The sequence below is a fragment of the Paraburkholderia silviterrae genome (assembly GCF_004353915.1).
Lineage (GTDB): Bacteria > Pseudomonadota > Gammaproteobacteria > Burkholderiales > Burkholderiaceae > Paraburkholderia > Paraburkholderia silviterrae.
The window spans coordinates 30,967-49,096 of sequence record NZ_SMRP01000009.1; the positions used below are offsets into that span (position 1 = coordinate 30,967).

Below are 18,130 nucleotides of genomic sequence, written 5' to 3' on the forward strand. Positions count from 1 at the left end.
TAAAACCAGAATAAAACCAGAACGAAACCGATTCAAATCGATTCCTGCACCGGATCACTCTGCACTGAGGAAACGTGATCGGCATCGATCCATTCATCACCATACAGCTCAGGCGTAGCATACCAGGAGCCGAAGTAACCCGTGCGATTGGGCGGCGCGAGCTCGATCAGAAACGCCGTCGAGGCGCCGAATTCGCCGCCTATCGAGAAGCCCTGCAGCAGCCGCGCGACCAGCATCAAGAGCGGCGCGAGCAGGCCGGCCGTGGCATAGGTGGGCGCGAACGTCATGATCGCGGCGGACAGCGCCATGATGCCCATGCCGAGCGTCATCGCGGTCTTGCGCCCGTATTTGTCGCCGTAGAGGCCGAGCAGGACGCCGCCCACGGGCCGCATGAAAAATCCGGCGCCGAACAAGGCGGTGGTGAGGAGGATCGCGTTCAGATCGGCGCCGTGCCCGGAGGGAAAGAACAGTTGGCTGATGATCGGCGTCATCGCCGCGAAGATGGTGAAATCGAACCACTCCATTGCGTTGGCCGGCACGGCCGCAACGATGACACGCTTGACACCTGATTCGGTACGCATCGGTGTTGTCCGCTGAATAGTTTGAGATTCTTGAGGCAGCGGCATGCCGTTCACGCGCGGATCCGGTGCCGCTTGCCATCCATGATATGGATATAACGCAAGAATAAAAACTAAAATGCGTTTTGGAATCGTTTTTTTATGGAATGGAAATTCCGCGCGGATGCTAAGGGTAGAAGCATTTTTCCCTGCCCATTCATCCACATACGCTGGATTCGCATCCAGTGATGCCAGCGGCAAGCCATGCAGTCATGCGCCGACATACTGGATGCCGTCACGCTGCCGTCCCTCGTCGAGCTCGCTGATTGCATCGACGCTTACCAGCGTGTCCACCGCCGCGCGCCGATTCGAAACCAGCGCCCATGAGCGCCAGTCCGCGCCAGGCTCGCCGGCCGGCCGCACCTCGGACAGTGCCGCGCGCAACGGTTCCCGATCCGGCGAAACGATCAGAAACCCTTCGCTGGAGACGGCGGCCTGCATCGATGCGATGCGCCGAACACGATCGGTTTGTCGGTCTTGTTTGGCGAAAGTGCCGAAAGCGAATTGGAATATATGTGTGGCGCCGGACCCCTGGTTTAGCGTCAATCGGGTGCGTTATCTTTTCAGCAGGATTCCTGATGATATCGATTGGCCCGGCCTGTCGCCGTCAACTTGACAACGCCGTCGCAAGCACGCTGACACAGTCCCGGCCTGGCCTCCTCAGCTGGCTTCAGGAACCGTGCCTGCAGCTTGCGTCAAGGCGCGATTTCGGCCTTGACGCTGTCGACCACGGGGATGCCGTCATCGTCGATCAGTGAGAACAGCACTTCGGCGCGTTCGCCCGCCTGGGCGTCGAGCGCATCGAGTGCGAGCGTGGCGGTGGAGAGCGGCGCGACCATGTCGGGCGTGATCTGCTGCGAGTGGCCGCCGGCCTTCACGAGGACCGCGCTGAAGGATGCGTAGTAGGGCGTCGGATTGCCGATCCGGAGCGTGAGTTTGCCTCCGGCCTGCGCGAGCGAGAAGGTGAGCCGTTTCGGCAGTTCGCGCGACCCATAGGGCAGTCCGGCCGGGCGCACGAAGACCTTGATCTGCGTGCGCATCGTGACCGTCACGGCTTGCGCGTTGTCCGGCTGATGCTCTTTGAGCAAGCCCGGGATCTCGTACACGTTGAGCCAGAACAGCGATTCGCGGTCGGTCGGCAGCTTCTCGCCGGAGTGGATGATCCGCAGGCTGGTCTGGTCGCCCGCGGCCATGCGGAAAATCGGCGGCAGCACCACGAACGGAGCGGTCGATTCCTGGGGCACGGCGTCGATGCGGCCGTCGTCGACCCAGGCCTGGACCAGCACGGGCCAGGTGTTGGCGTTGAAGACCTGCAGCGACTGCTCGGTCTCGCCGGCGGGAAAAATCACGCGCGATACTTCGGGCGTCACGCCCGCATGAGCGGGCAGGCTCAGCGCGGCGGCCAGCAGTGCCGCCACGCTGAGCGCGAGTGTGGCGAGGCGGCAGAGGCGGCGAAGGCGAACGGGCCACCAGAGCTCCGCCCGCGCATGACGGCCGCGCGGCCCTGATTCGCGTGCGCGAACACGGTAAGGCTCAGCGCACATGTTGTGGTCGGCTTTACTGGACACGGACGATGACCTGGGCGGTGGCGTTGTAGCGGCCGGGCGTGATGGCCACCGTTCCCGGCGCGAAGGCCTTGAAGGTCGCGTTGATCTTGCGCGTGTACGAAGTCAATCCTGTGCCCGGCGACCCGGTCGAGGTCGCGTCGTTCAGGACGGGATCCCAGCCATCGTTCGCGCCGCCCAGCGTGACATACTGGTTCGTGAGGAAGTTAAGCGCACCGCCGCCCGGTCTCGTCAGGGCGACGCCGACGCCGGTCGCCACCGAAGGATCCGTGCCGTAGCCGTCGGAAAGCAGGTAGGTCACGCCGCTGCCGGTGGTCGTGAGTTCCGCCGCGACCGCGGCCCGTGCATTGGCTGGCTGTGCGAGGATGCCGAGCGCGGTCTGGTTAGCCGCGGTGCCGCTCGCGAAGGCGCCCATGCCCGATGGGGTCGTGGTCTGGCATTGCATCTGGATCGTCACGGGCAACTGACGGGTGACGCCCTGATTCAGCTCTCTCACGGTAATCAGCGGAAACGAGACGACCGGCGTGGCATAGGTCACGGCGCAGGTTGCCGTTCGCCTGATGTAGACGCTGTTATACGGCGTAATCGCTCCCGGCCAGCGGCCGTAAAACCCGTCGTATGCCACGTTGTGGTCGGCACCGATCTTGACGTTGCCGCCGAAGTTGGGCGCGACGAATGCCACGTAACCCACCGGCTGTGTGTAGGACCAGTAGCCGGGGTTGGCGGAGGTGTTGGAATAGTAGGCGGTGCAGGCGTTGCACTGGAAGAATTCGAGCTTGTAGTGGCTGAAGTTCTTGGCCTTCACGAGCAGCCAGCCCTGGCTGTCCTTGTCGAGGCCCGTCATCTGCCGGGCATTCCAATAGCGGGAGACGTACTGTCCCGTCGTGAGATTGGTGATGCGCGATACGAGGCCCTTGTAATAGGTGTAATAGGTGCCTGGGATGCCGGAGACTGCGCTCGCGTCCCACTTGCCGGCATAGTCGTTGTCGCCGTTGGTCGAGTAGAACTCTTGCAGGCCATTGGCCGTGGCGGGCTCGGGCGAGCAGCGCCACAGGACCTGTTCGGGGCTGTAGGTGCCCACGCCGTTGGATCCCATGTTGTAGACGGGCGAAACGCCGCTGCCAACCAGCGTGCCGTCGGGCACGAAGGGCGGGGTGTTGATCGTGACGGTCATCGGGTAGGCGCCTTGTCCCGCCGTATCGGTCGAGCCCACCCAGTTCGTCGTGATCGTGCCGGGATCGGTGTAGTACGCGCTGTTCGGGTCGGTGGTGAGGCCCGTGATCTTGTAGCAACCCGTTGCCGTGGACACCGCCCACGACGACGTGGGCAGGCCCAGGCCGAGGGCGCAGGCGAAGAGCGCCAGCCAGGCGGTTCGACGCGCGCTGAGCGCGTGTGCAAGGGAGTTCATGAATCTGCCGGACATGGATGTGACTCTCGATTGCGGATCTTGTCTGTCGATGGTGGACCGGTGCGGCCGGGCGCCGGCCTGCGCGCCCGGGTTCGCCGCCGGTCTCGTTGCGTTGAGCAGGGCGTCGCTCATTGCCTGGCCGACGCTTCGACGGGGGTGCAGCCGGCCGTCAGGTTCACCAGGGCGGCCTTGGGATCCTGCCCGCTGACGTCATAAGGAATCGTGCAGCGGTCTTCGTGCCGCTCGCCCCACTTCACGGTGACGACGCCACGATCCGACGGCACGCGCGCATAGAGCTGGCCGCCCTGGCCGACCATGCCGATGGCTGCGCCGTCGCTGTTCAGGACGTCTGCGCCGAGCGGCAGGGGCTTGCCGTCCGGCAGCGTGGAGCGGATCAGCACGGCATGACCGGTCAAGGTCGAGAAGCGCAGCAGCACGGCCGAGCCAGGGTAGGGCGCGACGCGCAGCTGGTTGCCCGTGAGCTCCGCACGGGTGCCGATGCCCTTGCTGTCGAGCGCGACGTCGTTGTAGCGATAGGGCGTGAGCGATGGCACGATCGCATAGCCCCAGCGGTCCACCTGCGCGCCCTGACCGTTGCGCACCGTCGCGCCTTCGGCGCCCTTGGCCTCGACCACGCCGAACGTGTCGGAGAGATATGGCCCGAGCGTGACGCCGCCGCTGTGCGCGACCGCCGACCCGCGCGCCGTGGCGCCGCCCTGCCAGAAGCCGTTGCCCTGCGAGTAGCTCGCGCCCATCGTGATCATCGACAGGTTCTTCTGGATGTTGCCGCTGATGCTGCGCTGGCCGTCGCCCGTTTGCGCCGTGCCCGTGAGGCCGTAGCTGACGGTCTGCGCCTCGTCGGCGATGCCGGAGACCGAGGTCTGATAAGTGCTGCTCGAATGCGAGTCGAGCGTGACACCGCCGGACACCGACGCGGCGCGCGGCCCGGAGCCGAACGGAATCGTCACGGTCGCCATGAACGTGTTCGAGGTCGGATACTGGGCGCCTGTCTGGACGCCGGTCTGCCCGCCGCCTGCGTAGAAGCCCGGTCCGTTCGTCGCGTAGAGCGGCCCGGTGTGCTGGCGCACGAACGTCAGGTTGTAGCTCAACGACTTGAAATGGTTGTTGTAGCTGATCTGGAACTGCGTATCGCGCGCCTTGGCCCCGTAGTAGTTGCTCACGCCGAGCGAGAACGACAGCGAACCGAAGCTGTTGAAGTTCTGGTTCACGTTGACCGTGAACTGGTTGCGCTGCTGGTAGGTGCTCGATGACCAGTTCTGGCCGTTCTGCCAGGCGGCGCGCGCGCCGAGCGCGTCGACGAAATCGCGATAGCCGCTCGTCGAATAGCGGTAGCCGGCGAGCGCGAAATTGGTCTGGGTGGCCTCGATCGTATGGCTGTAGGTGACGGAGCCGAGCCAGCCGTTGGTGTGATGGCCGGTCACGTCGAGCGCGTTCGACCACGACGCGTTCACGCCAACTGCGCCGATGGGGGTGGAGAACACCGCGCCCGCGAGCAGCGCCTGGTAGTCGTTGGCGAGGCGCGTGGCGCTGTTGAGCGTGATGCTGTTGGTCAGGCCGCGCTCGTAGGTCAGGTCCGCGAACGTGGCATTCGCGCCCTCGACCTGGCGCACCTTGCCGAGCGTGACGCTGTAGTGGGACGAGCCCGCGCGCCGCGAGCTCGGCACGGCCGAGAACGGCACCACGAACGAGGACACCTGCCCGTTCGCTTCGAACACCTGGACGGTCAGGTCGCCCTGGAAGCTGGTCGGGTTGAGATCAGTAATCCTGAATGGTCCGGGCGCGACCGTCGTTTGATAGATCGTGTTGCCATTCTGGCTGATGACCACGCGCGCATTGGTATTCGCGATGCCGGTCACCACGGGTGCGTAGCCCTGCATCGAATCGGGCAGGGAACGCTCGTCGGTTTCGAGATGAAAACCGGTATAGCCGACCGAACTCAGCAGGTTGCCGCTGGTGTAGTTCTGTCCGACGACGAGATCGCTGCCGATTTGCGGCAGGGGCCGCTCGGCATAGGCGCGGATGTTGTTCCAGCGCGAGTAGTGGTAATTGTCGCCGTCCGAATAAGTGAAGGCGGACTGCTGATGCAGGCGCCAGAGCCCGACGTTGACGCCCGCGTTCAGGCCGGCGTAGAACGAGTCGCCCTTGTAGCCGTGCGCCGACGACGTGTAGTAGTTGGTGTCGTAATTGACGTAGGCCATGGTCTGGCCGGCGTCGAGGCTCTTGACGTCGATCGATCCGCGCGGCGTGCTTTTCATCATCGCCTGGGGGACGCTGATATCGAGGCGCAGGCGCGACAGGTCGAATGTCGTGGACGCGCCTGCGATGCGCTTGGCGACCGGCAGGCATTCCCCGGGCGTGTTTGTGCCGCCGGCCTGGTCCGCGCCGGCGGCCGTGCCGCTCTGGCTGCCCGGCAGCGGCGCCTCGGCGGGCGCGGCATTGGCGTGCTCGTCGCCGGACTGGATGCCCGAGACGAGCACGCCGCTTTCGCGCAGGAACCCATCGCTCAGGCAGGGGTAGAGCTCACCGTCCTGGGCCGTGCGAAACTCGACGGCCATGCGCGAAATGAAGTTGCTGTTCAGGTAGATGTCCACCTGATAGCGGCCCGGGTCGATGACGCTCGCCTTGTTGTAGCGCTCGATGTCGGCCACGCCCAGCGACGAGCCGAGCAGAAGCCGGCTGTCGAAGTTGTAGGCGAGCGTGGACGGCGCGGCCGCGCCGGAATCGCTCGCGTCGATATCGACAGGCGCGGCGTACACCGGGAGGGACGGCACCGCGAAACCCAGCGCGACCATGCTGAGCGACAGCCGGGAGGCCGCATGCAGGTCTTTTCTCGAGGCGTGTTTCGCCGCGCGGCGCGCAGGGCGCGCCGCGTCCTGAACCGGGCGCGTCATCTCAGTTCTTTCCCGTCGTGCCGGTGAGCGGATACTCGGCGTCGCGGATTGCACCGTAGTCGTCGATGTACTTCACTTTCACGCGCACCGCGGCGGTGTCATCGATGCGCGCGGATTCGACCGGCCAGCTTTGCCCGGAATGCGGCGCGATCATGGTCGGCGTGAAGTTCGAGACATGCGAGCCGCTGACGAGACTGCCCTCGATGAGCGAGATGTAGTAGCCCGATGCGTTGTTCGCGCTCACCCGCCATTTGCCGGCTTCGCTCTCAAGATGGAAACTCAACTGCTCAGGCGCTTTCTGTGCGCTGCCTGCGATGCCTGCCGGGCGATAGAAGATCTTGAGCCGGTTGCGCAGCATCACCAGCATCTGGTTCTGGTCGGCGTAAGCACGGTTGAGGGAAGGGATCTCCAGGGTGTTCAGGTAGAACACCGATTCACGATCTTGGGGCAGTTCCTTGCCGGTAAACATGAGGCGGACGGCCTGTCCGGCTTTCGGATCGATCCTGAAAACCGGCGGCGTGACGACGAAGGGGGCGTCGGCGGTCTGGGGCGTGGACCCCGGATCGCCGGAGTCGATCCACAGCTGCATGACGCTTGGCGAGTCATTCTGGCTCGTGAACTGCACGGTCTGCTCGCGCGCGTCGGCGGGGTAGATCACCCGGGTCGCGGGCATGATGACGCTGGCGCTTCCTGGTTGCGCCGCCAGAGCCAGCACCAGCGGCGCCATCACCTTGAATAGTTTCGCGTTGAACCACGTCATGCCGTTTTTACCTTCTTTGCAGAGCGATTGAGAAGCCGGGCCTGGAAGCCTCCGGGCCCGGTTTCGGGCGCCGGGCCCGGCGGGACAGGCGCTCGAGTCTTACTGATAGCTGACTGCGTACTGCACGCTACCCAGCACCGAACCGGCGGTTGCGCTACCCGTTGCGCTGTAGTAGCGAACAGCGAAGTTGTACGTCGCCGAGGTCGCGCCAGCAGCGAGGCTCAGACCGGGAGCGGCATAGCCCGTGGCGCCGAGCAGGCTGAACGGCGTCGACGGCGCGGTGGGATCCAGCAGTTGCAGAGCTACGCTGCCTGCGGTGCCGGTGTTGCCGAGGTTACCGTTGCTGTCGACCTGGTTGCCGACGAACACCGTTTTGATCGGCGTCGCGCTCGACTGCGACGTACAGCCGGTCACGCCGACCGTGAAGTTGGTCGTGCCGGCGTTGCTGCCCGCAGTCGCGAGAGCCGCGGTCGAGACGGTGGGCAGGAGCACCGTCGGATTGGCTGCGTTGCCGTTGATCGTGACCGCGCAGGTCTGGGTCGTCACTTCACCCTGGAAGTTGATGGTGTTGCCGCTGCCTGCGTACGCCATGGCCGGAGCGGTGACAGCCGCAACCACTGCGATCGCGGCGAGTTTTTTGTTGAGGGTCATTGACTTTTCCTATTCAGTTGATTGGATGGATAAGAATAAAAGTTGGTATTCTCAAAATGCATAGGACTTTTCCTAGATTTGCTCCCGCTACCTTTGGGAAAAAATGAGGTACAAAGGCTGCCTCTTTGATATGAGGTCGCCGAATGGAGGCGCGTCCTACAGGAGGATCGGGATCTGCTCAGATTGTTCTGTCAGCGTATGGCTGGCGCAGGAGGCTGGAAAACTCCAGGAACAATATTCTGGATACCTATGTATTTGAAGCTGCGGCACCAGCGAAGCGCGCACCAGGGGGGCGAACGCCGGCGGGCATCCGGACATTGATCAGGAATCCATGGTTGATGAGCGTTCGGTAAATTTGCCGCAAGCGAATTGAAATGTGCGTTAGGCGCCAGACCCTCGTTTATCCCTGGCAACCTCGTATTACCGCTATGGCAGAATGATCCGCGCCTGTCCCGCCGTAGCGGAGGAGCCATGGCTGCACACAACAAGGTTTGGCGCCTGCTTGTCGGTGCGCCGCTCGATCCGCTCGACCCCCGAACGCGCCACGCCATTGCCGTGACGCCCTTGCTCGCATGGGTGGGACTCGGCGCGGACGGCCTTTCTTCGTCGTGTTACGGCCCGGAGGAAGCCTTCCTCGCGCTCGGCCAGCACCATGCGCTCGCGCTCTTTCTCGCGCTCGCCACCGCGTTGACGGTCTTCATCATCGCGCTCGGCTATAACCAGGTCATCGAATTGTTCCCCACGGGCGGCGGCGGCTACCGCGTCGCGACCGCGCTGCTCGGGCCGCGTCCGGGCCTGGTCTCCGGCGCGGCGCTGCTCGTGGACTACGTGCTGACGGTGGCGACCTCGCTCGCGAGCGGCGTCGACGCATTCTTCAGCTTGTTGCCGGTCGGCGCGCAATCGGTCAAGCTCGTAACCGAGCTGATCCTCATCGTGCTCATGACGGGACTCAATTTCCGCGGCATGCGCGAGTCGATCCTGGTGCTGTTGCCGATCTTCATCGGCTTCGTCGTGCTGCATGCGGGGCTGATCGTCTATGGCGTGGCGGTGCACGGCAGCCATCTCGCGGGCATCGTGCCGGATGCCGTGGGCGAGGCGCATGGCATGGCGCACGCGCTCGGGCCGCTCGTGGTGGCCGCGCTCCTCATGCGCGCGTTCTCGCTCGGCGGCGGGACCTATACCGGTCTCGAAGCCGTCTCGAACAACGTGAACATGCTCGCCGAGCCGCGCGTGCCCAACGGCAAGCTTACGATGACCTATATGGCTTCTTCGCTCGCGTTTACGGCGGGCGGCATCATCCTGCTCTATATGCTGTGGCACGCGAAGCCCGTCGAGGGCGAGACGCTCAACGCGGTCGTGTTCGGCAGCGTGATCGATCATTTGGGGCTGGGCTCGTCGTTCGCGCGTCATGCGCTGCTGGCCGCCGTGCTCGCGTTCGAAGCGGGGCTCTTGCTCGTGGGCGCGCAAACGGGCTTTCTCGACGGTCCCGCCGTGCTCTCGAACATGGCCGTCGACTCCTGGGTGCCGCGCCACTTCCGCGATCTCTCCACGCGCCTCGTGAGGCAGAACGGCATCATCGTGATGGGCGTGGCGAGTCTCGTGATCCTGCTGTGGACGCGCGGCGATGTTTCCGTGCTGGTGGTGCTCTACAGCATCAACGTGTTCCTGACCTTCAGCCTCTCGCTGCTCGGCATGTGCACGTACTGGTGGCAGCACCGGCGCGACGGGCAACCGTGGCTCAAGCACTTCGCGCTTTCGGCGCTGGGGCTTTCCGTGACCGCTACGGTGCTCGTGATCACGCTGGTCGAAAAGTTCACGGAAGGCGGCTGGCTGACCGTGCTCGTGACGAGCGCCGTCGTTGCGCTGTGCTTCTTCATCAAGCGCCACTACACGGACACGCGCGCGCAGCTCACGCGCGAGGATGAGCTGTTCGCCGGGCAGGCGCCCGAAGTGGACGCCCAACAAGCCGCGCTCGCGCTCGATCCGGCGCAGCCGACGGCGATCCTGCTGGTGGGCAAGCATCGCGGCGCGAGCATGCATGCGCTGCTATGGGTGAACCGGCTCTTTCCCGGCCACTTCAAGAACGTGATTTTCCTCGCGGTGGGCGAAGTGGATGCGCAAAGCTACGAGGGCGCCGAGCATCTCGAGCGCCTCAAGCACACCATGATGTCCTCGCTCGAGTACTACATGGCGCACTGCCGCCGGCATGGCATTGCCGCCGACTACCGTGTTGCATTCGGCACGCATCCGGTGCTCGAATTCATGAGCCTCGCCGAAAAGACGATGGACGAGTATCCGAATAGCGTCTGCTTCGCGAGCAAGCTGATCTTCCGGCGCGTGAGCTTCCTGACCGCATGGCTGCACAACCAGACGCCTGTCGAAATTCAGTCGCGTTTGCATCTGCAAGGCAAGCAGATGGTGCTGTTGCCGATGAATGTGGGGTGACTCGAGGCGCCTTAGTCTAGATGCGTAGTACCCGTCGCGTAGGTAGTGCCAACTCGGTTGGCTGGAATATGGCTGTTTTTTGGGGGGTAAAACTTGTATTCGCGGCGGGCCGCGAATACAAGTTAAGGCCAAAGCCACAAAGAACCACACCTTCAAACCGAGCAAGAAGAAAAAGTGACACAAGAGAATCGTGAACCCGATCCCCTCACGTTTACACAATTTATGCACCGTCGCGTGCGATCTTTTCGGTGTTTTATGGTGCAGAGCAGTACCGTGCTCATAGACGCACACGAAACGCACCCGATGCCAGTGCGGGCATCAACCGCTCCAAAAACCTCCACGAGATTCCTGGTGTTGAAACTTCTCATTCCCATCATCGACCGCCATGGCGCGCGGGAAGCGGCGCGCCACGGCGCGTTCCTCTTCGCGCAGCGCTGCGTATCGGAAGTCGAAATCGTCGAAGTGCTCGACGATCCCGGCTACGACCGCAGCGTGGCCTTCCATTCGATTGGCGCACTGCGGCGCGGCGAAAAGCAGGCGATGCAAGACGCGCTGTTGCAAACATGCGCGATTCTCGACGATGCGGGTGTGCCTTACACCTGGAAGCGCGTGTTCGGGTCGCCCGAGCGCGTGATCGCTTCGTCCGCCGAGCGCGGCCGTGCCGACATCGTGGTGCTCGATGCGAGCGGTCTGGGCTTCTTGCGCAAATGGAGCGTGCTCGCGCGACTGCGCCGCCTCATGCATACGCCCGTTACGCTGCTGCAGTAGCGCGCCCGGGCACCTTGACCCAATCTGACCTTGCAGCTATTGTTGCGATCAATAATGCGCAACGGAGCCGCCCGATGGATCACTACACGCCGAAGAACTTCACGCTCACCGAGAGCGTGGGCTTCGCCCTTGCGAAGGCGCGTAATCTGATCACCTCCGAGATGGATGCGGCGCTCGCCGATCTGGACATCACGAGCCCGCAAATGGGCGTGCTCCTGTCGATCAGCGTGGGCGCTGCCAGCACGCCTTTCGAGCTTTCGAAGCTGCTCGGAATCGATACGGGCCTGATGACGCGCCTGCTCGACAAACTGGAAACCAAGGGGCTGGTCGAGCGCTCGCGCAGCGTCGAGGACCGTCGCGTGGTGAACCTCGCGTTGACGAAAGAGGGCGCGGCCGTCGCCGCGCAGATTCCTGAGATTGCTCCCAAGGTGCTCAACGCGCGGTTGCGCAAATTCACCAAGGCCGAGTTCACCGAACTCTGCCGGCTGCTGCGCAAATTCTCGGGCGACTGAGCCTTTCGGCCCTGCGCCGCGACCCATCGAAATCGTTCATACCTCGCATGAAGGAATAGCGTTGGCTGCGGTTTTTTGAAGCCTCTACCGTTCTCCCATCGCGCATCGAATGCGCGACTTGCATGGGAGAGCGACAGATGAGCATTGAAGCGGCCGTTCTGGACGAGTGGTACCCGGTTGCGGTGATGGAGGACGTCAAGCCGGGCGTGACGTATTCGACGCGCCTGCTCGGCGCGCCGGTCGAGTATCTGAGCGACGGCACGGGCGCCGTGCGGGCCACGCGCACCGACACGGCGAAGCCCTGCCGGGTGCAGCAGCGGCTCCATACCGTGTGGCTCTCGCTGGGCGATCCGCAGGCAGACACGTTCGCGCTGCCCGAATTCGACGAGACCGACCGGCGCATTCTGGGGGCGGGCTCGTTTGCCGTGCACGCGTCCGGGCTGCGCGTGATCGAGAATTTTCTCGACATGGCGCATTTCCCCTATGTGCACACCGGCTTGCTCGGCGAAGAGCCGCACACCGAGGTGGCGCCTTACCGCGTCGAACACGAAGGCGGGGAGCTTTTCGCGCGCGACTGCCGTTTTTATCAGCCGATGAGCGCGGCCTCCGCGCAGACGGGCATCGACGCCCAATACGTATACCGTGTTGCGCGTCCGTTCACGGCCATGCTCTACAAGACCAGCCCGCATCAGCCCGCGCGGCGCGACGTCATTTGCCTGTTCGTGCAGCCCGTTGACGAGAGCCGGTGTATAGCGCACACGGTGCTGGTCTACCTCGACGACACCACCCCGGACAGCGGCCTGCGGCTCTTCCAGCAAACCATCTTCGGACAGGACCTCATGATCCTGTCCAATCACGTGCCGCGCACGCTGCCGCTCGATCCGGCGTTCGAAGTGCCCACGCGCGCCGACGCCATGTCGGTCGCCTACCGGCGCTGGCTGCGCGAGCGCGGGGTCGCTTACGGGACCTTCAGCACACCTTCACCCGCTGCGCATTGAGCCTCGATCATGGATCAAACGACAACCTCGCTCCCGCGCGGCTGGCACATGGTGGGCCGCGCCACCGACGTGCCGCTGCGGCACGTCTTTCACACCCAGTTGCACGGCGTGGAACTTGCGCTGTGGCGCGCCGACGATGGCGCCGTCAACGCATGGGAAAACCGCTGCCCCCATCGCAGCGTGCGCTTCACGCTGGGCACCAACACTGGCGCGACCGTGCGTTGCCAATACCACGGCTGGCAATACCGCACTGGCGACGGGCGCTGCACGCGTATTCCGGCGTCCTTGCAGGGGCAGCCTCCGGCGAGCCTGTGCGCGCGAACGTTCGCGATCGCGGAGAAAGACGCTTGCCTGTGGGTCAACCTCGGCGCGACAGCGAACGACGGCTTTGTCGATGGCCGCGACGATACCGCCGCGCCCGGCGTGCCGCTGCGCAGCCTGACGTTCGACGCGCCGCTCGATGCCGTAGCCGATGCGCTCGCCGCGTATGCGCTTGCGGATACCCAGGCGATGCCGGGGAGCGCGTGCACACACCGGTGCGGCGATCGTCTCGACGTCGCCTGGCAAAGCGCCGATGGCGCGCATTCGGCCCAGTTCTGGCTGCAGCCGGCCAGTGCGGTGCGAACGGTCGTGCACGGCAATGCCGCCTTGAATGGCGCTGCGGATATCGATCTGCCACGCTTGCACAATCGTTTGCTGAGTGCGTTGCGCCGCACGGTGGAGCGCAACACGCATGCCGACGAATCGTTGCGCTCACAACGTATTATCCCGATTGCGGTGCGCTCGAACACGGCGGACAGCGCAAAGCGCTGGCTGAGCGCGACGGTTCAGCGGCGCGAGGTCACCGCGCAGGACATTGTCGCGTTCGAGTTGAGCGCGCCTGAAATTGCGTCGCTGCCCATGGAACCCGGCGCGCACATCGACGTGCAGACGCCGGCCGGCTGCGTGCGTCAGTACTCGCTCGTCAACGCGCCGGGCGAGCGCGAGCGCTTCGTGATCGGCGTGAAACGCGAAAGCGCCTCGCGCGGCGGCTCGCGCTCGCTGCACGATGCGCTGGAGGTGGGCGCGTCAATCCTCGTCTCGCCGCCCAAAGCCCATTTCCGCCTCGTGGAGGGCGCGCCCGCGGTGCTGATCGCCGGCGGCATCGGCATTACGCCGATTCTCGCGATGGCCAGCGCATTGCAGCATGCCGGCGTGCCTTACCGGCTGCACAACTTCGTGCGCAGCCGCGAGCACATGGCGTTTGCGAGCCGCCTGGCAGAGCTCTCGCACGTCCGCTCGCACGCGGGGCTGGACGCCGCTCAGACCGCCGAAGCCGTGAGCGAGGCGTTGCGTGACGCCATGGCCGGCGCACATCTCTACGCATGCGGCCCGCGCCCGCTAATCGATCTGGTGCGCGAGGACGCGCGCGCGTTGGGATTTCCCGATTCGCATGTTCACTTCGAGCTGTTTGCCAACGAGGTCTCGCACGCTGGGGACCAGCCGTTTCGCGTGCGCCTGCAACGCAGCGGCCAGGAATTCGTCGTGCCGGCCGGCGTGAGTCTCGCCGATGCCATTCAGGCACGCGGCGTGGCCGTGCCCACTTCGTGCGAGCAAGGCGTGTGCGGCACATGCCGCGTGGGCATCGCGCAGGGCGAGCCCGAGCACCGCGACGTCTACCTCTCCAGCGACGAAAAGGAGCGCGGCAATTGCCTGCTCGCGTGCGTCTCGCGTAGCCGTTCCGACTTGCTGATCCTCGACCTTTAAGGAAGCGACCGTGATTACGCTCTACGACTACGAGCTCTCGGGCAACTGCTACAAGCTGCGCTTGATGATGAGCCTCCTGCAATTGCCCTACGAACGCGTCGAGGTCGAATTCCATCCGGCCAGGGCGCACAAGCAGGAGGCCTTTCTCGCGCTCAATCCGCTGGGCCAGTTGCCCGTGCTCGACGACGACGGTTTCGTGCTGCGCGATGCCCAGGCCATCCTCAGCTATCTGGCCGCGCGCTACGACGCGAGCCGCTGCTGGTATCCGACCGACGACCCGCGCCGGCTCGCTGAGGTGAACATGTGGCTGGCGTTCGCCGACGGCATGACCGGCACCGCCTCGGCCGCGCGTCTGGCCGAGGTCTTCGGCTACGACATCGACGCCGATGCGGCCCGCAGCGGCGCGCACGCGCTCTTTCGCGTGCTCGACGAACGGCTCTGGTTTGCCGAGCGGGAAGACGACGGCTGGCTTTGCGCCGGCGTGCGCCCGACGATCGCCGACATCGCCTGTTTTCCTTACGCGATGCTCGCCGAGGAGGGCGGCATCTCGCTCATCGATTACCCGGCGATTCGCCGCTGGACCGACCGGGTCAAGGCGCTGCCCGGCTTTGTCGTGATGGCCGGCATCTTTCCAGGCGCAGCAGCCATTCAAGCTAATCAGCCATCCTGAACATTTGTCGATGATGGTCCGGCGCTCCGGCAGTCGGATTCACTGCATTCCAACGCACATACCGCACACAGCGGGGAGGATTACATGGCTCAATCGAAGCGCTATCTGCCCGCGGACTCGCGGGAGCCCGTCGACGAAGTGCTGCCCGCCGGGCGCCTCGCGCTGCTCGGCATGCAGCACGTGATGGTGATGTACACGGGCGCGATCGCCGTGCCGCTCATTATCGGCATGGCGCTCAAGCTGCCCAAAGATCAGGTGACGTATCTCATCAGCGTCGATCTGTTCGTCTCGGGGCTCGTGACGCTCATACAGTCGGTGGGTTTCAGGAACTTCGGCATCCGCCTGCCTATCATGATGGGCGTGACGTTCACCAGCGTCGGGCCGATGATCGCCATTGCCTCGAATCCAGCGCTCGGCCTGCCGGGCATCTTCGGCTCGATGATCTGCTCGGGCCTCTTCGGGCTATTGGCCGCGCCGCTGATGGCGAGACTCCTGCGCTTTTTCCCGGCAGTGGTGATCGGCACCGAGATCCTCGTGGTGGGGCTGTGCCTGATGGGCGTGAGCGCGAGCTGGGTTGCCGGAGGCATCGGCAACCCCGACTACGGCAGCCCGCATCTGATCGGCATGTCGTTCCTCGTGCTTGCGTTCATTCTCGTGGTGACGAAGTACTTCAACGGCTTCGTGCGCAATATCGCGGTCTTGCTCGGCATCGTCTTCGGCATGGCGCTCACGGCATTCACCGGGACCATCGACTTCTCCGCGGTGCATCGGGCGGCGTGGTTCGGCATGGTGACGCCGTTTCATTTCGGCGCGCCGAAGTTCGATCTGTGGTCGAGCGTGGCGATGTCGATCGTGATGCTCGTGACGTTCATCGAGGCGACCGGCATGTTCGTCGCCGTGGGCGAGATGACCGGCAAGCCCGTGGGCGCGAAAGAGATGGCCAATGGCTTTCGGGCCGACGCCGCCGGCACGCTGCTCGGCGCGTTGTTCAACATCTTTCCCTACACTTCGTATGCGGAGAACATCGGGCTGGTGAGCATTACCGGCGTGCGCAGCCGCTGGGTCTGCGCGTTCGGCGCGGTGCTGCTCATGGTCATGGGGCTCGTGCCGAAGATGTCGGCGCTCGTGGCCTCCGTGCCCGCCTGCGTGCTCGGCGGTGGGGGGCTCATCATGTTCGGCATGATCGCGGCATGCGGCGTGCGCATTCTCGCGCAGGTCGACTTCACGCATAACCGCTTCAACGCCTATATCGTGGCGATCAGCGTGAGCGTGGGTCTGCTGCCGGTCGTCAACCCGGAGTTCTTCAACCGGTTTCCGCAACGGCTCGCGCCCTTGCTTCACAGCAGCATTCTGCTCGCGGCCGTGACGGCGGTCGTGCTGAACCTGTTCTTCAACTTGCTCAAGGGCTCGAAAGCCGAAAAAGCCGCGTTCGCGCCGATCGAAACTGCCCAGACCCATCCCTGAGCGGGTTGTGCCGAATTGGCAAAGCCGCACCGGCGTGCCATCCTCCTCGCGCGAGCCGCACGCTCGCGCGCACACTGGGGCCTGCTCACGCTAATAACAGGCTCGCGCTGGCCACCAGAAGGAGGAGGATTGCACAACGTCGACCTGAAATCGCTGCAGCTATTCGCGACCCTGCTCAGGGAGTGCAACGTCACGCGCACGGCGCGGCAACTGAACATGACGCAATCGGCCGTGAGCCATACGCTCAACCGCTTGCGCGACCTGTTTCACGATCCGCTCTTCGTCACGGCCGGGCGCAGCATCGCGCCCACGCCGCGCGCCCTGGAACTGGCCGAGCCGCTGCAGCGCGCGCTGGCCGCCATGGGCGCGCTGATCGAGTCGGACGATGCATTCGATCCGGCTGCGTTCGAAGGCACGTTCGAAATCTCCACCACCGACTACATCGGCTTTCTGCTGCTGCCCGTGCTCATGGACCGTTTGAGCGTGGCTGCGCCCGGCATCGCGCTCAACGTCAAGCCGCTCGAACCCGAGAACGACCTGGCCGCGCTGCGCGAAGGCACGCTTGACCTGGTGCTCTGGAACGAGGACACCGCCCCGTCGAACTACTACGTGCGCAAGCTTTTTTGCGACCGGCTCAAGTCGATCGTGCGCGCGGGGCATCCGCATATTCAGGGGAGCCTGTCCGTCGAGCAGTTCCGCGCCGGGCGGCACATTCGCGTGAGCGGCCACTACGGCGCCGTGAAGGAGGCCGTGGACGCGTTCTACGAGCATCTCGGCATTCGCGTGAGCACGGCCGTGACGGTCCCGCATTTCATGCTCGCGCATTTGCTGGTGTCGCAATCGGACATGATCGGCATGATCGGCGAGCTGACCGCGCGGCGCATCGTCGGCAATCTGCCGATTCAGGTGCTAGAGCCGCCCGTGCAAATGGCGCCGTTCACGGTATCGGCGGTCTGGCACGCGCGCCGGCATACGTCGGGCGCGCACCGATGGTTGCGGGGGGAATTCGCGGCTGCTGCCGGGCAGTTGACCGAGCAGTTGGCGGCAGCCGCGTGAGCCGTATTCAAGCCCGCGGGCCTGCCGCTCACCACAACGCCATACGCTGCAGGGTGCGATCGCGGAATACGAAGCGATGCAGCAGCGCCGCGGCGACATGCAGGCCGATCAGTGCGAGCAATGCCCACGCGAGGACGCCATGAATGTCGCCCATGGCATGCCCGAAAGACGATCCGGCGGGCGAGAGCGCGGGCAGCGGCACGACGCCGAGCAGCGTGAGCGGCCAGGCCCGCGACGAAGCGTTGATGCAGCCGAGCACCGGAACCGCGACGAGCAGCGCGTATAGCGCACCATGGGTGAGCGAGGAAAGGACGCGCAACGGCCCCGAGAGTTCGCCGGCGGGCGGGCGATGCGTGGCGCGCCAGAGAATGCGCAACGCCATGGCGGCGAGCAGCGCGGTGCCGACGATCAGGTGCGCGGCAATCAGGCCGACCGGCTGCGTATCGCGGTGAACGTCGGGCATGGTCCAGCCGAGCACGAACTGCGCGCCGACGAGTGCCACGACGAGCCAGTGAAGAAGACGTGCGACTGCGTCGTATCGTAATGCGGTATGCATGG

At 64.7% G+C, this 18,130-nt stretch carries 15 protein-coding genes and 1 pseudogene; 8 read left to right on the plus strand and 8 right to left on the minus strand.

Features of this window, described 5'->3' with window-relative positions; translation table 11 throughout:
• Positions 1–122 precede the first annotated feature (122 nt).
• The 7 genes and pseudogenes from EYW47_RS18810 to EYW47_RS18840 form a co-directional block, all read right to left on the minus strand.
• Positions 123–581 (minus strand): annotated as a pseudogene (locus EYW47_RS18810) (MFS transporter); the annotation flags it as partial.
• Positions 582–827: 246 nt separating this feature from the next.
• On the minus strand, positions 828–1,058 hold the full coding sequence (locus EYW47_RS18815; RefSeq protein WP_133196350.1) for a hypothetical protein: 231 nt from the start codon (positions 1,056–1,058) through the stop codon (positions 828–830).
• Between the two features lie 254 nt (positions 1,059–1,312).
• Positions 1,313–2,035 carry a fimbrial biogenesis chaperone gene (locus EYW47_RS18820; RefSeq protein WP_240763792.1) on the minus strand — a complete coding sequence of 241 codons (723 nt, stop codon included), beginning with the start codon at positions 2,033–2,035 and terminating at the stop codon, positions 1,313–1,315.
• A gap of 139 nt (positions 2,036–2,174) precedes the next feature.
• Positions 2,175–3,590 (minus strand): fimbrial protein, encoded by a 1,416-nt coding sequence (locus EYW47_RS18825; RefSeq protein WP_240763793.1) that lies wholly within the window; start codon positions 3,588–3,590, stop codon positions 2,175–2,177.
• 128 nt (positions 3,591–3,718) lie between these two features.
• Positions 3,719–6,502 carry a fimbria/pilus outer membrane usher protein gene (locus tag EYW47_RS18830; protein WP_240763794.1) on the minus strand — a complete coding sequence of 928 codons (2,784 nt, stop codon included), beginning with the start codon at positions 6,500–6,502 and terminating at the stop codon, positions 3,719–3,721.
• A gap of 1 nt (position 6,503) precedes the next feature.
• A complete protein-coding gene (locus EYW47_RS18835) occupies positions 6,504–7,229 on the minus strand; it encodes a fimbrial biogenesis chaperone (RefSeq protein WP_240763795.1) in 726 nt (241 codons plus the stop codon).
• Positions 7,230–7,361: 132 nt separating this feature from the next.
• Positions 7,362–7,913, minus strand: a complete 552-nt coding sequence (locus tag EYW47_RS18840; RefSeq protein ID WP_133196353.1) for a fimbrial protein — start codon at positions 7,911–7,913, stop codon at positions 7,362–7,364.
• Between the two features lie 471 nt (positions 7,914–8,384).
• Between EYW47_RS18840 and EYW47_RS18845 the strand changes: the two genes are divergently transcribed.
• The 8 genes from EYW47_RS18845 (at position 8,385) to EYW47_RS18880 (ending at position 17,572) form a co-directional block, all read left to right on the plus strand.
• Positions 8,385–10,358: an APC family permease gene (locus EYW47_RS18845; protein ID WP_133196354.1), complete on the plus strand. Its 1,974-nt coding sequence runs from the start codon at positions 8,385–8,387 to the stop codon at positions 10,356–10,358.
• A gap of 351 nt (positions 10,359–10,709) precedes the next feature.
• Positions 10,710–11,126, plus strand: coding sequence for a universal stress protein (locus tag EYW47_RS18850; RefSeq protein WP_133196355.1), 417 nt, complete (start codon positions 10,710–10,712; stop codon positions 11,124–11,126).
• Between the two features lie 74 nt (positions 11,127–11,200).
• Positions 11,201–11,638: a MarR family winged helix-turn-helix transcriptional regulator gene (locus EYW47_RS18855; RefSeq protein WP_133196356.1), complete on the plus strand. Its 438-nt coding sequence runs from the start codon at positions 11,201–11,203 to the stop codon at positions 11,636–11,638.
• A gap of 137 nt (positions 11,639–11,775) precedes the next feature.
• A complete protein-coding gene (locus EYW47_RS18860; protein WP_133196357.1) occupies positions 11,776–12,636 on the plus strand; it encodes an aromatic ring-hydroxylating oxygenase subunit alpha in 861 nt (286 codons plus the stop codon).
• Between the two features lie 9 nt (positions 12,637–12,645).
• Positions 12,646–14,382 carry a Rieske 2Fe-2S domain-containing protein gene (locus EYW47_RS18865; RefSeq protein WP_133196358.1) on the plus strand — a complete coding sequence of 579 codons (1,737 nt, stop codon included), beginning with the start codon at positions 12,646–12,648 and terminating at the stop codon, positions 14,380–14,382.
• Positions 14,383–14,392: 10 nt separating this feature from the next.
• Positions 14,393–15,052, plus strand: coding sequence for a glutathione S-transferase family protein (locus EYW47_RS18870; protein WP_133196359.1), 660 nt, complete (start codon positions 14,393–14,395; stop codon positions 15,050–15,052).
• A gap of 84 nt (positions 15,053–15,136) precedes the next feature.
• Positions 15,137–16,516: a nucleobase:cation symporter-2 family protein gene (locus tag EYW47_RS18875; protein ID WP_240763797.1), complete on the plus strand. Its 1,380-nt coding sequence runs from the start codon at positions 15,137–15,139 to the stop codon at positions 16,514–16,516.
• 129 nt (positions 16,517–16,645) lie between these two features.
• Entirely contained in the window at positions 16,646–17,572 is a 927-nt protein-coding gene (locus tag EYW47_RS18880; RefSeq protein ID WP_165976613.1) for a LysR family transcriptional regulator, read from the plus strand.
• A 28-nt stretch (positions 17,573–17,600) separates the two neighbouring features.
• Here EYW47_RS18880 and EYW47_RS18885 read toward each other — a convergent pair whose 3' ends face one another.
• Positions 17,601–18,128, minus strand: a complete 528-nt coding sequence (locus EYW47_RS18885; protein WP_133196361.1) for a cytochrome b — start codon at positions 18,126–18,128, stop codon at positions 17,601–17,603.
• Between the last annotated feature and the right edge of the window lie 2 nt (positions 18,129–18,130).